The organism is Endozoicomonas elysicola (genome assembly GCF_000710775.1).
GTDB lineage: Bacteria > Pseudomonadota > Gammaproteobacteria > Pseudomonadales > Endozoicomonadaceae > Endozoicomonas > Endozoicomonas elysicola.
The window spans coordinates 5,470,648-5,485,434 of record NZ_JOJP01000001.1; the positions used below are offsets into that span (position 1 = coordinate 5,470,648).

Annotated in this window: 11 protein-coding genes; 6 read left to right on the top strand and 5 right to left on the bottom strand. The window is 49.4% G+C overall.

All coding sequences use genetic code 11. The features are described 5' to 3' along the window. From GV64_RS22975 to GV64_RS22985, 3 genes are all read right to left on the bottom strand, one after another. The coding region (locus GV64_RS22975; protein WP_456236244.1) for a mannitol dehydrogenase family protein at positions 1-830 on the bottom strand (830 nt) is incomplete at its 3' end. Positions 831-841: 11 nt separating this feature from the next. Next, complete coding sequence (uxaC, locus tag GV64_RS22980; RefSeq protein ID WP_020583225.1) at positions 842-2,263, bottom strand: glucuronate isomerase; 1,422 nt, start codon at positions 2,261-2,263, stop codon at positions 842-844. Between the two features lie 191 nt (positions 2,264-2,454). Beyond that, a complete protein-coding gene (locus tag GV64_RS22985; protein WP_020583226.1) occupies positions 2,455-3,435 on the bottom strand; it encodes a TRAP transporter substrate-binding protein in 981 nt (326 codons plus the stop codon). A gap of 357 nt (positions 3,436-3,792) precedes the next feature. Between GV64_RS22985 and GV64_RS22990 the strand changes: the two genes are divergently transcribed. From GV64_RS22990 to GV64_RS23005, 4 genes are all read left to right on the top strand, one after another. After that, positions 3,793-4,275, top strand: coding sequence for a TRAP transporter small permease (locus tag GV64_RS22990; protein WP_020583227.1), 483 nt, complete (start codon positions 3,793-3,795; stop codon positions 4,273-4,275). 120 nt (positions 4,276-4,395) lie between these two features. Continuing rightward, positions 4,396-5,694 carry a TRAP transporter large permease gene (locus GV64_RS22995; protein ID WP_020583228.1) on the top strand — a complete coding sequence of 433 codons (1,299 nt, stop codon included), beginning with the start codon at positions 4,396-4,398 and terminating at the stop codon, positions 5,692-5,694. 236 nt (positions 5,695-5,930) lie between these two features. Next, complete coding sequence (locus GV64_RS23000) at positions 5,931-8,036, top strand: glycoside hydrolase family 3 protein (RefSeq protein WP_026258345.1); 2,106 nt, start codon at positions 5,931-5,933, stop codon at positions 8,034-8,036. Between the two features lie 174 nt (positions 8,037-8,210). After that, positions 8,211-8,729, top strand: coding sequence for a YgjV family protein (locus GV64_RS23005; protein WP_020583230.1), 519 nt, complete (start codon positions 8,211-8,213; stop codon positions 8,727-8,729). Between the two features lie 86 nt (positions 8,730-8,815). Here the strand turns inward: GV64_RS23005 and GV64_RS23010 are convergent, their stop codons facing one another. Next, entirely contained in the window at positions 8,816-10,342 is a 1,527-nt protein-coding gene (locus GV64_RS23010) for a mannitol dehydrogenase family protein (RefSeq protein ID WP_236632983.1), read from the bottom strand. A 552-nt stretch (positions 10,343-10,894) separates the two neighbouring features. Here GV64_RS23010 and GV64_RS23015 point away from each other — a divergent pair. Further along, complete coding sequence (locus GV64_RS23015) at positions 10,895-12,265, top strand: MFS transporter (protein WP_020583238.1); 1,371 nt, start codon at positions 10,895-10,897, stop codon at positions 12,263-12,265. Between the two features lie 37 nt (positions 12,266-12,302). After that, positions 12,303-14,117: a beta-glucuronidase gene (gene uidA, locus GV64_RS23020; RefSeq protein ID WP_020583239.1), complete on the top strand. Its 1,815-nt coding sequence runs from the start codon at positions 12,303-12,305 to the stop codon at positions 14,115-14,117. Between the two features lie 211 nt (positions 14,118-14,328). Here the strand turns inward: uidA and eda are convergent. Beyond that, positions 14,329-14,787: bifunctional 4-hydroxy-2-oxoglutarate aldolase/2-dehydro-3-deoxy-phosphogluconate aldolase (gene eda / locus GV64_RS23025; RefSeq protein ID WP_051700882.1), on the bottom strand; the 459-nt coding region annotated here is incomplete at its 5' end.

Below are 14,787 nucleotides of genomic sequence, written 5' to 3' on the forward strand. Positions count from 1 at the left end.
TCCCACTCAGGACGCCCCATGGTGAAGTGATCTTCAATCACCCACTGGCGATAGGCTTCCGTCACAATGGCACCTTTGTCTTCAACGCCCAGATAAGACTGGACATCGGCAAAACTTTCTTCTGTCATGGCCGGTACGATGCGGTCAACCATGGTGCATGGGAAGGCCACTTCTTCACGAATCCAGGCTGCCAGCTCTTTATCCATAGCCTCTGCCATTTGAATAACCGCTGCCCGCGCACGTTTGCCGTTGTCTGGCACGTTATCGCAGCTCAACACAGTAAAAGGCTTCATGCCTTGTACCCGTCGCTTATCCAGTGCAATAACAATCAGGCCTAATGCACTCTTCGGATTATGAGTATTTTCCAGATCATGGGCGATCAGAGGGTTGTCGACCATCAGCTCACCAGTGGCCGGGTTCAGGCAGTAGCCCTTTTCGGTAATGGTCAGAGAGACAATGCGTGTAGTCTCTGCAGACATAATGTCCAGCAGTGGTCTGCGGTCGTCTTCTACCGCCAGTGATTGAGCAATGGCAGCAGCCAGTTTTACCGTACGGGAACCGTCCGGATTCATCTCGGTAACGGTGTAAGCGTTGTCCTGCGCCTGCAGTTCCTGAACCAGTTCCTGGCCACCAAAAATGTTGGCTGCACAGATTCCCCAGTGAAACTCACCGGTGGCAGCAATGGTTTCATGGGTGTACAGCGCCTGATGAGCACGATGAAAAGCCCCCAGGCCAATATGCACAATACCTGCGGTCAGCTCAGTGCCGTCATAGCCCCTGGCAACCATTTTTTCACTATGGCTCTTTAATAGAGAATGCTTACTAATCATTTGTTTTTCGCTCACAATCTGTAGGCTTTTTTGGCCAGTCCACTGGTCAGTTCATGGGCCAGGTCAAAGGCTTCTTCTTCGGTAATGCGGTGCTCACAAACCAGAGATGCCAGGAAGTTACAGTCCACACGACGGGCAACATCGTGACGGGCTGGAATACTCAGAAATGCACGAGTATCGTCGTTAAAGCCAACAGTGTTATAAAAACCGGCAGTCTCTGTCACCATTCGACGGTAACGCATCATCCCTTCAGGGCTGTCATGGAACCACCAGGCTGGTCCCAGTTTCAGAGCTGGGTAATGCCCGGCTAAAGGTGCCAGCTCGCGGCTGTAAACATCTTCATCCAGAGTAAACAGGATCATGGTCAGGTTCGGGTCATTGCCAACTTCATTCAGCAACGGACGAAGGTTATGGACAAATTCAGTCTTCAGAGGAATATCCGCACCTTTATCCGCACCAAACCGGTTGAACAGTGACTGGTTGTGATTACGGAAAACACCGCAATGAATCTGCATTACCAGTCCATCTTCCTGAGACATTCGGGCCATCTCTACCAGCATGTGCCCACGGAACTGTTCTGCATCAGTGCTGCTTAACTCACCCTTCAGTGCTTTGCTCAACAATGACTGACACGTTTCTTGTGACAATACGGTGGTAAAGAAAGTTGGATAGCTGTGGTCGGTAGCGGTAGCTCCAGTGCTTTTGAAGAATGCCCGACGCTTACGCAAAGCATTAAGGTAACCCGCCCACTGATGGATATCTTCACAGGTCTGTTCTGCCAGCAGTGCCATATGGCTGATAAAATCAGGGTGCTCAGGGTCCGTCACTGAATCAGGGCGGAAGGTGGTAATAACCCGTCCCTGCCAGTCACTCTCATTAATGCGGCAATGATGTTCCAGTGTATCCACGGCAGTTTCTGTCGTAGCCAGTACGTCAATATTGAAACGCTCATAAAGGCTGCGAGGCAGGAAAGCTTCTGTTTTTAATTGTGCGTCAATATGATCATAAATCGTTTGAGCCGTCTTGCTGTTGAGTGGCTGATCAACACCTAAAACTTCCGTCAAAGCATGATCCATCCACATCCGGCTGGGCGTGCCACGGAACAGGTGAAAGTTATCTGCAAAAATCTGCCAGGCTTTGCGTGGGTCCTGCTCTACCTCAACCGCTGCGTCTTTACTCACAATCCCAAGGCTTTCCAGTGAAATGCCCTGACTATGAAGCATCCGGAATACGTAGTGGTCTGGCTGAAGCAGCAGTGCCGCCGGGTTACCAAAAGGCTTATTGTCGGCAAACCAGGACGGGTCAGTATGACCGTGCGGGCTGACAATAGGCAGTTGTCTTATTTCCTGATACAGGGCACGAGCTACGCTGCGAATGCTGCTATCAGCATCAAAAAGGCGGTCGGGGTGTAACGAATAGGCTTGGAAAGACATAATGGCTGCTGACTGATCGATGGGTTAATGACGAACATATCTCTGCAAATCTGTTATACCAAAATCAGGAAAATTGGATCAACCTATTTTCATAGAATGATGACAAGGTTTTGATTTAGCGCAGTTTTGCAAACGCCATAAGAAAAAGGGCCACCGAATGGTGGCCCTTTTTTTCAATGTAAGAGAGCGAATCAAGCGCCCGCTTTGCGGATTTCTTCAACAATGGCAGACAGCTCTGCATTGTTTTTCTTCAGTTCCACGTACATCGGCTCAACAGATTTTACGAAAGGTGTCTTGTCGATAGACATAAAGGTAACACCCATCTTTTCTTCTGCGTATTTGCGATTCTTGTCTTCTGCCTCAGCCCATAGGTCTTTCATCTCCATGGAAGATTCAAGAGCCGCCTGCTTCAATGCTTTCTGTTCGTCAGCGCTCAGTTTGTCCCAGGAAATCTTGCTGATGACCAGTACGTCCGGGATCATGGCGTGTTCGCTGAAGCTGAACTGCTTGGCCACTTCACCGTGACGGCTGGTCACAAAAGAGGTGATGTTGTTTTCAGCAGAATCCACAACACCCTGATCCAGTGCGGTGTACAGTTCACCGTATGCCAGTGGGGTTGGGGATGCACCCATATGCTGAACCATGCTGACCGCTGTCGGGCTTGGCTGAACACGTACTTTCATGCCTTTGAGGTCCGCAGGGGACTGAATCGGCTTCGCTGCATAGAAGTTACGGGAACCGGCATCGTAATACGTCAGACCAATAAAGCCTTTATCTTCAGAAGAGGCCAGGATTTTTTCACCGATTTCACCCATGGTCACCTGATAGAAGTGATCTCTATCCCGGAACAGGTAAGGCATATTGAATGCAGAGTAGGTGGACTCAAAGGACTCTAGCTCACTGGCATTGGACTTCACCATGTCCAGGGCGCCAATCTGCAGCAGCTCTGTAGACTCACGCTGTGTACCCAGGGTGGCATCAGGGTAGATGCGAACCTTCAGGGAACCACCGCTGAGCTCTTTGGCACGCTTGGCCATGAACTGCATAGCTTCATGCACCGGGTGGTTCCGGTCATGGTTATGACTCAACTTCAGGGTAGCGGCAGATACAGAAGCACTGCAGGCCAGTACGGCGGTAGCAACGATACTACTAACCAGCTTATTGATTGCCATTTGAGATAACCTTTTTGCTGTTTTTAAGAAATGGGGCAAAGCAGTTGTTATACCAATGAGCGGTAGGCTATCTCAGTCGGACCATCCAATAAAAGACAGAAGTTGTAAATCTCTGTGATATTTTCCAATAGGTTGACCAATATCAACTAAACCGGGATGACTTGTCGCACAGAGAGCTCTGCACACATAAACACAGCAATACACTGAAATAAAAGAGGCTTTCTGCAATACCCATCTCTTTGACCTGCATCAACAAGACGACAGTAACTCTCTCCTATCATAGCGCCACACTCAATATTGGTCAGACCAGTTTGCCTTATCCCGGGCAAGTGGACAGGAAACAGGTAGAAAGCTGTCATGCAAGCTCTCATTAATGTTGTAAACAGGTCATTAGCAGGCCTGGTGATTCTGTTATCGTGCTCGTTGGTTGCCTGCGTGGTATGGCAGGTTTTAAGTCGATACCTGCTGGGTGATCCAAGCACCATCACCGATGAACTTGCCCGATATCTTTTCATGTGGACCGGCCTGATCGGTGCGGCCTACACCTCCGGTCAGAAAAAGCACCTTGCTATTGACCTGCTGACCATGAACCTGACCGGTACACGCAAACGCATCTCCGAGCTGTTCATTGAAGCCACTACCATCCTGTTCGCTTCGGTCATCATGATTTACGGCGGCGGCAAACTGTTCCTGAAAGTACTGGCCATGGGGCAGGTCTCCCCAGCACTTGGCATGCCTATGGGCCTTGTCTATCTGGCTATCCCGGTATCTGGCGCACTGATTCTTTTTTACAGCGTTCTCAGCATCATGAATCTCCTCCGTGGCACGGCGGATGCCTGATGGATTAACAGCACTGAATCGTATTAAGCAGCTTTTCAGCGTCTCATCACGCTGGCCCTGATCACTGAACAATGCGGGTATCAAGAGTCCCGGCATTATCATAAAAACTGGAGAAACATCGTGGATTGGCTTTCAATACTTGCCCTGTTTGGCACCTTCGCCGTCCTGCTGGCATTAGGGGTGCCCATCTCTTTTGCTATTGCCCTGTCCAGCCTTGCATCCATACTGCTGGCACTGCCTTTTGAACCTGCCATTGCCGTTATTGCCCAGAAGATGGCAACCGGTCTTGATAACTTTGCCCTGCTGGCCATTCCTTTCTTTATTCTGGCAGGCAACATTATGAATAATGGCGGTATCGCATCCCGTCTTATCAACTTTGCCCAGATTCTTACTGGCCGCCTGCCAGGGTCTCTGGCCCACTGTAACGTAATGGCCAATATGCTGTTTGGTGCCATCTCCGGTTCTGCGGTGGCTTCTGCGGCGGCCATTGGTGGTGTAATGTCGCCTATTCAGAAGAGCAAGGGGTACGATCCAGCTTACTCTTCAGCAGTGAATATTGCCTCCTGCCCAACGGGTCTGCTGATTCCCCCCAGTAACACCCTGATCGTTTACTCTCTGGTCAGTGGCGGTACTTCCATTGCAGCCCTGTTCCTGGCCGGTTACCTGCCAGGTATCCTGATGGGACTCGGCATCATGACCGTTGCCGGCATTATTGCCAAGCGTCGTGGTTACCCGGTAGAAGCACGCCCTACTTTCCGACAGTTTCTGAAAGTCACCTGGGAAGCAGTACCAAGCCTGTTCCTGGTATTCCTGATCATGGGTGGCATTATTGGTGGTATCTTCACTGCAACAGAAGCTTCAGGTATTGCGGTCGTCTATACGCTGGTACTGGCCATTTTCTTTTATAAAGAAGTGTCAGTGAAAGACCTGCCAAAAATCATCCTGGACTCTGCCATCACCACCGCCATCGTACTTCTGCTGATCGGTGCTTCCATGGGCATGTCCTGGGCCATGACCAATGCTGACATTCCTTATATGGTGTCTGATGCACTGCTGGCACTGTCGGATAACCCAACCGTTATCATGCTGACCATCACCCTGATCCTGCTGCTGGTTGGTACCTTTATGGACATGACACCGGCCATGCTGATCTTTACCCCAATCCTGCTGCCAGTAGCGCTGGATCTGGGCATTGATCCAATTCACTTCGGCATCATGATGACCTTCAACCTCTGTATCGGTATCTGTACACCACCGGTAGGCAGTGCTCTGTTTGTGGGCTGTTCGGTCAGTGGCGTCCAGATTTCTGATGCCATTAAAAACATCCTGCCTTTCTATGCAGTGCTCTTTATCACCCTGCTGCTGGTTACCTTTATTCCAGACATCAGCCTGATACTGCCACGCATGTTTGGCTTCTAATTATTGCCATTGACTGCAGGATCTCCTTTGGGAGGTTCTGCAATCAATTAGCGATGAATATGATCAACGTCATTTAATTAATCGAAAAGGTACTCATTAAATAAAGTACGTATCCATAACAATAAAAATCAAATCAGCTCCAAAACAGATTAATCAAAAAAGAAAGCACAGTCGTTTTTTATTCAATTTTTGAAATCCGTTAAAAACCAAAGCAAGTCGATTAATCGGGGGAAAACATGAAACACACTCTTTTAAGAGTTGCGCCTTTGGCATTCGCCATTGCGCTGGCCGGCTGTGATTCTGACAGCAATGATGACAACAGCCAGAGCTTTACCCAACCAGCAATATCCACTCAAACGAAACCATTACTCTCTGTATCCGGCTATTCCTTTAAAGACTCTAATAACAATAGCACTCTGGAACCTTATGAAGACTGGCGGCTCTCAAGCACGGAGCGGGCAGAAGATCTGACCAGTCGAATGACACTGGAAGAGAAATCAGGGATGTTGCTGATTGATACATTAAATGCCGACTTTGGTGGTGACGTATCAAACCTGGCCTATCAATACATTGAACAGGAGAAAATGACCCGTTTCATTTTCCGCAACGCGATTGTCGATAGCCCACAACCCAGTGACGGAAATGGCAGTCCAATGGCGGGGGCTCAGATTACCGCCAGAGAAGCTGCCGAGTTTATGAACCAGGTACAACAGCTGGCAGAAGAAACACGACTGGGTATTCCTTTACTGTTCAAATCCAACGCCCGAAACCATATTGATCCTGATGCCAGAGCCGGAATTAACGTCTCCGCAGGTTCATTCTCCAGCTGGCCAAAAGAGGCTGGTCTTGCGGCAACCGGCGATATGGAATTAATCAAAGAGTTTGCGGAAACCATGCGTTCTGAATGGACGGCAGTGGGTATTCGCAGCATGTATGGTTACATGATGGATCTCGCCACTGAACCCCGCTGGTACCGTGTGCATGAAACCTTTACGGAAGACGCGGACCTGGCCTCAAACATTCTTTACTCCATTGTTGAAGGTCTTCAGGGTGAACGCCTGGATAAAGACAGTGTGGCTCTGACCATCAAGCACTTCCCTGGCGGTGGCCCACAGGAAGGTGGTGCTGATCCCCATTATGATTTTGGCAAAAACCAGATCTATCCTGCCGGCATGTTTGACTACCATATGAAACCTTTCAAGGCTGCGATTGATGCTGGCGCTACCTCCATCATGCCTTACTACGGTATTCCGGTTGATCAGGGTTATGGCATTCAACTGGAAGGCGAAGATCAGCCGAGAGATGTCGGCATGGCCTTTTCAAAAGGGATAGTTTCCGACCTGTTGCGGGGTGAACTGGGCTTCACCGGATACGTCAATTCTGATACTGGCATTATTGGTGACCGGGCCTGGGGACTTGAAGACCTGACCGTTGAAGAACAGATTGTTCTCTCAATTGATGCAGGTACAGATGTGCTGTCAGGTTTCCATGAAAATGCCACCATCAAAGGACTGGTTGACAAGGGGCTGGTTGCTGAAGAGCGGATAAATCTTTCCGTTAAGCGCCTGCTGAAAGAGCAGTTCGAACTTGGCCTTTTCGAGAACCCCTATGTTGATCCAGAGCATGCTGAAACATTGATTGCCAGCAAGGAGTTTCAGAAGAAAGCCGACCTTGCCCAGCGTAAATCCATTGTTCTTCTGCAAAACCAGAATCAAACGCTGCCATTGCCGGAACCAGTTGCAACCCCAACCACGCTTTACACCATGGGAATGGATGCAGCTGTCGCTGGTGACCCACAGTGGGGCTTTAACGTAATTGATGGCAGCTATGATACTGAACAGAGTGAGCAGAGACCCGCAGCAAACAGCGCCGACTTTGCACTGATCCGTGTCAGTGTCAGCAATGAAGGTGCCGACCCGAACCTGTATTTTGGAGGCGCGAACCCGGATGAGCTGGACTATCTGGCATTCTCCGATATGGTCAGCAAACATTCCTGGAAAATCTCTCCCAGCCTTGCTGATATTCAAGCGGTCATGAATGAAGTAGGCGCTGAGAACACCATCCTCTCCATCTACTTCCGCTACCCGTTTGTTCTGGACGATGCCAGCGGCATGAAAAATGCCGGGGCGATTCTCGCCACCTATGGCGTAACGGATGCTGCGATTATGGATGTTGTCTCAGGACAGTTTAATCCCCAGGGCAAACTGCCAATATCTCTGGCAAACAATGCGCGTGCCATTGTTGACCAGGCACCGGATGCTCCGGGATATGCTGAAGAGGATACCTTGTTCCCATTCGGCCATGGCTTAAGTTATGAAGCCAAAGCTGAAACGAGTCATTGATACCCCTTAATAAGAGAAGCCTTATGGCTTCTCTTATCTTCGTAGAAATACCACGTATTCAATCGATAAACCCTGCCTGCATAATAAACGACAATTAACACTTAATTATCAGTATTCCATCAGCCTGACATTGCCCTGCAAACCAACAAGCTGATCATTCAAAGAGAAACAGTGATGTTTATTGCCCAACTTGTTGGTGGATTCGCCTTCCTGATCGGCATCATGGCCTTCTGGCAAAAAGATGACGTGAAGTTCCGCTATCAAATGACTGGCTACTGCTTTGTGATGGCACTGCACTTTTTTCTGATGGGTGCGACAGTGGCTGCAATAGGTGCGGTTATTAATGGCCTGCGCAGCTATGCATCAGTTAAGAGTCAATCAAAAGTCCTGATGGCCATTTTCATCGCCCTGCTTATCGGCCTTACCTTTCCCAATATTGAGCAGTGGTATGAGATCCCTACCATTGTTGGTTCAGCCATTGCCACCTGGGCCCTGTTTTCCACCAGAGGCATTCCTCTACGATCGCTGATACTGTTGAACTCCTGCTGCTGGCTCGTTCATAACCTGTTAACCGGATCCATTGGCGGCAGCCTGATTGAAGCGACGTTTGTGGTTACTAACAGCATTACCATCTATCAATTGTTCAAGGCTCAAACATCAACAGGTTTGCATGGAGTTGAACCTGGAAAGTAATCATTCATGGTTATTTCCAGGTGAACAGACCATCACACTGCCCCCACTCTGCTTCACTGTTTACGTAAATAGACAAAATATGCCGTTTAAATAGTTTCAGCCAGTAGAGCGACAGCCTGTTTGGCACCCTGCTCACGAATGGTGTTGTAGGCGTGGGTTACGGCTTCTACAAAACGCTCATTCGCCGCCAGGGATTGATCGAATACTGCGTTCAGTGCCAGGAACGCTCTCACCAGCTGCGCAGGCTTGCCCTGATGCTCAATGGCAACAGCCTTCAGCTGTTCAGCCATCGGATCGCGGACGTCAATCGCATTGCCCTGCTCATCAGTGCCTGAGACGTAGTGCATCCAGCCACCAATACCCAGTGCAATGGCAGCAAATGCCTTCTCTTCCGCCAGCAGTGTTCTTGCGGCGTTCAACCAGCGCTGTGGTACCTTCTGGGATCCATCCATGGCAATCTGCCAGGTTCTGTGTTTCAGGCCCGGGTTGGTAAAGCGCTCAATCAGTTTCTCGGCGTAGCTGGCAAAGTCAGTGGGTTCTGGCATTTCCAGGGTGACTGCCGCTTCATGGTTCATGTAGTGACGAGTCACTTTCACGAACTGTTCATCCTGCATACAGGCATCAATGGTTTCATAACCGGCAAGGTAACCAAGGTAAGCCAGAATGGAGTGGCTGCCATTGAGCATGCGCAGCTTCATCTCTTCATAAGGCTGCACATCGGATACGAACATGGCGCCGTCTACCTTATCCCACTCAGGACGCCCCATGGTGAAGTGATCTTCAATCACCCACTGGCGATAGGCTTCCGTCACAATGGCACCTTTGTCTTCAACGCCCAGATAAGACTGGACATCGGCAAAACTTTCTTCTGTCATGGCCGGTACGATGCGGTCAACCATGGTGCATGGGAAGGCCACTTCTTCACGAATCCAGGCTGCCAGCTCTGGGTCCATCGCTTCTGCCATCTGAATGACCGCTGCACGCGCACGTTTGCCGTTGTCTGGCACGTTGTCACAGCTTAATACCGTGAACGGCAGCATGCCCTTTGCCTTGCGCTTCCCCAGTGCAGCAACAATCAACCCCAGCGCCGTCTTTGGGTTTCGGGTGTTTTCCAGGTCATGAGCAATCAGAGCATTATCGACCATCAGTTCACCGGTGGCTGGGTTCAGGCAGTAACCCTTTTCAGTAATGGTCAGAGAGACAATGCGTGTAGTCTCCGCTGACATAATGTCCAGCAGCGGTCTTCGGTCGTCCTTTGCTGCCAGCGATCGGACAAGGGCTGTTGCAAATTTCACCGTCCGGGAACCATCCGGGTTCATCTCGGTAACGGTGTAAGCGTTGTCCTGAGCCTGCAGTTCCTGAACCAGTGGCGGATTACTATTAATACTGGCAGCACAGATTCCCCAGTGGAATTCACCGGTAGCAGCAATGGCTTCATGAGTATAGAGTGCCTGATGAGCACGATGAAAAGCTCCGAGGCCAATATGAACAATACCGGTCGTCAGCTCGGTATAGCCATAGTCCCTGGCCGCTATTTTTTTGATCTGGTTCTCGAATAGAGAAAGCTTATTAGTCATTTCATTCACTTCGGCTTTCAACAGGTTCGCAAACATTATGCGCCTGATGATCTTTTTATTTTCACCACAGAGATAATCAGTGTATCTCTTTTTCGTAAACGTAAGTTCAGTGACATTACAATAATACTTACCATCGACCTGCTTCACAGGACACGAGCTACGCAGCAGGCACTGTTATTTGAACTAAAAGACAATCAATGTTTAATAAACAATATTGGGAAGACATTATGGCTACTGATTGACCTCTAACCTGACCACAAATACATCACTCAAAATCTGTTATACCAAAAAGCGCAAAAATTGATCAACGACACGAGCAGTATTATTACCTGCAATATTTGACTTAAGCGTTTTTTTCTTTAAAAATCCTACAAAAAAAGATAAAAAATAGCCACAACATCAACAAAGACCAACAACAAAATTGGTCAAACCAAAGCAATATAAAACTATAAAAACAATGAATTGGTTGGTCATCTTGAGAACCAAGAGCGTTATATCCATCACCTTTGGGTATATAACCAGACTGCTCAGAACGGGTCTGAAGTTCTGCTTATCCGAGATGCAGTTCGATGTCAGGGGACACACTCAATGGCAAAAATACTAACAATAGCCAACAGGGTCGGTTACGGGCTTGGGGATCTTGCCAATACACTGTCGTTTGGTATGACCGCTGGATTTCTTCTGGTTTACTACACGGATGTGCTGGGTATTTCTGCTGCTGCAGCTGGCACTCTTTTCCTGGTGGCCAGAATCTGGGATGCAATCAACGACCCGATGATGGGCACACTGTGCGATAAGCTTTTCCAGAAAAATAACGGAACGGGCGATAAATTTCGGCCATTTCTACTGAAAGGAAGCTGGTTACTGCTGGTCTCCAGCATACTAGTATTCTGGGCTCCTGAGGGACTTTCAGATACCCAGAAACTCATCTGGGCTTATGTAACCTATATCGCCTGGGGTATGTGTTACACCTTCATCAATATTCCCTATGGTTCACTCGCTACCGTCATGACCCAGGATCCCGCTGAGCGCTCATCACTGGCTGGGGCACGAGCCATGGGAGGGGTTATTGGAGCTGTAGCCCCCAACCTGGTGGTCCCCCTCTTTCTCTCAATTTTTGCTGACGCTATGGGGCAGGCTTACCTGTACAGCATTGCGTTACTGGGTGGCATTGCTCTACTTTGCCACCTTGTCGCCTATCGTTTTACTGAAGAGCACATCAAATACACACCCACAGCTCAGACAAGCAGCCCACTCAGTTTTGCCGAAACACTCCGCACAATGAGTAAAAACAAGCCATTTATCTGTGTCAGCATTGCTTCCATGCTGATATTGACCGCCATGATGGGACAGGGCTCCATCTCTTATTATTATGTCTCTCAAAATCTGGATGGGGCGGTCTGGATCATCAGTGTGGCAGCCGTTTTCCAGGTAGCAGCCATAATTATCCTTGGCTCAGTCATCGGTAAGCTCACTACTCGCTTTGGTACCAAAAAAATCATGGTCAGCGCATTTTCCGGTGTTGCCATTGCCTCAGTCATTGCTTTCCTGCTTCCCACATCGATTGCCGGCCTGTTTGTTTTCTACGCGATTGGCACCCCGGCTTTCATGCTCACCCATATTCTAGTCTGGGCCAATGTTGCTGACTGCATTGATTATAACTACGAGATTTCCGGTCAGCGCCAGGAAGGGCTGATCTACTCATCTTACTCATTCATGCGCAAAATGGGGCAGGCCATTGCCGGTTTTATTGCCGGTATGGGCTTGAGTGTCATTGGCTATGATGCCGCCCTGGAAATACAGAAGGACAGCACGCTGCTGGGCATCAAGGTCATCATGTTCCTGATGCCCGCCGTATGTGCTGCCATCTGCGTACTTCTCTACAAAAGTATGTGGACCCTTGACTCCTCCAGCAAAGCAGGAGATCAAGAAACCAGTGCAGAGCCGGAAGTCGTTTAATAAACAACAATAAAATCCGTTTCACCAGGAGTAGACCATGACAGCATTTCTTTACCCACATGAAACCAGAACCCGTCGCATTGTCGATATCAGTGGCATCTGGAAATTCCGGCTGGACAACAATAATGAAGGTCGTGCCAGTGGCTGGAAAGATGGCTTGACCGATACCACTCTGATGGCAGTTCCTTCCAGCTACAACGACATTACGACAGAGAAAGCCCTGCGCGACCATTGTGGCGATGTCTGGTATGAAACCGAGTTCTATGTTGCTGAAGAGTGGCAGATGCGTGATGTATTTGTTCGTTTCGGCAGTGCTACTCATCGAGCCACCGTATACGTAAACGGTGAAGAAGTGGTCAGTCATGACGGTGGCTATATGCCATTCGCCGGCAAGCTGAATGATGTCGTTCAGTTTGGCGAAAAAAACAAAATGGTGGTTGTCGTTAATAATGAACTCAGCCATTCCACCATTCCGGCAGGCACCATTGTTAAACATGCCAACGGTACCCGCGAGATCAAACCATTTTTTGATTTCTTCAACTACGCCGGTATTCATCGTGCCGTTAAACTGATGGCCCTGCCAACAAGCCGGATCGAAGATATCACGGTGCTGACCGACTTTGACCAGGATCTGGGCAAGGTGGATTACCAGATCAGCGCCCTGGGGCAAGGTGATGTCACCGTGGCGCTACTGGATGAAGAAGGAAAAACCGTAGCGACCAGTGAAGGCAATGAAGGCGTTCTGGAAATCGACAACGTCAAGCTCTGGCAACCAGGTAATGCTTACCTGTACACCCTGCAGGCCAGCCTGAGCGACGATGGCCAGCTGATCGACCAGTACCCACTGGAGGTTGGCGTGCGTACCGTTAAAGTAGAGGGTACAAAGTTCCTGATTAACAATGAGCCTTTTTACTTCAAGGGCTTTGGCAAACACGAAGACTCCGCGATCCGCGGCCGTGGCTACGACGCCGCTCTTAACCTGCGGGATATGGAACTGCTGGAATGGATCGGAGCCAACTCCATCCGCACTTCTCACTACCCCTACTCTGAAGAGTTTATGCAACTGGCTGACCGCAAAGGTCTGGTGGTTATCAATGAAACACCGGCCGTTGGTCAGTTTGATGTCATGATGAACTTTATGTCTGCCGCAACGGGTGGCCAGTCCCAGTCCAACTTCTTTGATCGTCCGGATGTTCAAACCCAGGGGATGGAAGCTCATAAACACGCCATTGCGGAGTTATTCAAACGTGACAAGAACCATGCCTGTGTCGTGATGTGGGCACTGTCAAACGAACCAGACACTTCTCAGGAAGCATCGGAGCCTTACTTCAAAGAGATTTTCTCCTACGCCCGTGAGCTGGACCCACAACATCGTCCACTGACACTGGTCAACTTTATGATGGCCCCCTACGGTACCTGCCGTGCCCACCAGTACGTCGATGTTATCTGCCTGAATCGGTACTATGGCTGGTATATGATGGGTGGTCTGGAAATGGACAACGCCGGAAATATGTTTGCCATGGAGCTTCAGGGCTGGTCGAACGAGGGCAAGCCTATAGTGATCACCGAGTACGGTGCCGACACTATGGCCGGCATGCATAAGCTACCCAGCGTACAATGGTCTGAGGAGTATCAATGCGAGTACCTGGATCAGCAGCATATGGCCTTTGATGGCTGTCCCGCAGTAGTCGGGGAACAGATGTGGAACTTTGCTGACTTCCAGACCTGGGAGGGCATTATGCGTGTAGATGGCAACAAGAAAGGTGCTTTCACCCGTGACCGTCAGCCCAAGATGTCTGCTCATCACCTGAAGCGTCGCTGGGATAAAATTGACAGTTTTGGCTACAAATAATGAACATTGAAGCTGGCTGGCCACTAGTATGGTCGAGAAAGTGGCCGGGTTCTACTGAACCATAGTCTTTAATTCTTCTCGTTCCCACGATAGACCGTGGGAACACATGTGCTTTCACTAACAGGGCACCCGTATCGTTGCAACGTAGAACCAGGCACAAAGTCTTCAAAGTATGACTTTATTTACCTGAAGCTCTTCGTGCTCATTACTGTTAACCCGGAGTAACCCCTTTGGCTAACCGGGTAATTTCACCCCAGTCACCATTTCCCACTGCTGACTTTGGTACCAGCCAGGAACCACCAACACACTCAACATTGCCCAGAGTCAGGTAGTCCCGGTAATTATCCGGGCCAATCCCACCGGTTGGACAAAAACTGACCTGAGGAAATGGGCCGGCCAGAGATTTTAACATAGACTGACCACCAACAACCTCCGCAGGGAATAACTTCAGGACATTAAAGCCAAAGCCCATGGCCTGCATGACATCCGATGCAGAGGACACGCCCGGCAGCAGCAAAATGTTTTGATCACGGGCAGTTTCCAGCAGTTCAGCAGTGGCACCCGGTGTAATCACAAAATCCGCACCCGCCTGGTGAACTGCCTGTAACTGCTCGATATTGATTACCGTGCCAGCGCCGACCAGACAGTCCGGCATGTGTTTTTTGATCAG

Coding starts and splice junctions, on each gene's coding strand:
- GV64_RS23000 (WP_026258345.1), top strand. CDS start 5,931: ATGAAACACACTCTTTTAAGAGTTGCGCCTTTGGCATTCGCCATTGCG.
- uidA (WP_020583239.1), top strand. CDS start 12,303: ATGACAGCATTTCTTTACCCACATGAAACCAGAACCCGTCGCATTGTC.
- GV64_RS22985 (WP_020583226.1), bottom strand. CDS start 3,435: ATGGCAATCAATAAGCTGGTTAGTAGTATCGTTGCTACCGCCGTACTG.
- GV64_RS23015 (WP_020583238.1), top strand. CDS start 10,895: ATGGCAAAAATACTAACAATAGCCAACAGGGTCGGTTACGGGCTTGGG.
- GV64_RS22990 (WP_020583227.1), top strand. CDS start 3,793: ATGCAAGCTCTCATTAATGTTGTAAACAGGTCATTAGCAGGCCTGGTG.
- GV64_RS23010 (WP_236632983.1), bottom strand. CDS start 10,342: ATGTTTGCGAACCTGTTGAAAGCCGAAGTGAATGAAATGACTAATAAG.
- uxaC (WP_020583225.1), bottom strand. CDS start 2,263: ATGTCTTTCCAAGCCTATTCGTTACACCCCGACCGCCTTTTTGATGCT.
- GV64_RS23005 (WP_020583230.1), top strand. CDS start 8,211: ATGTTTATTGCCCAACTTGTTGGTGGATTCGCCTTCCTGATCGGCATC.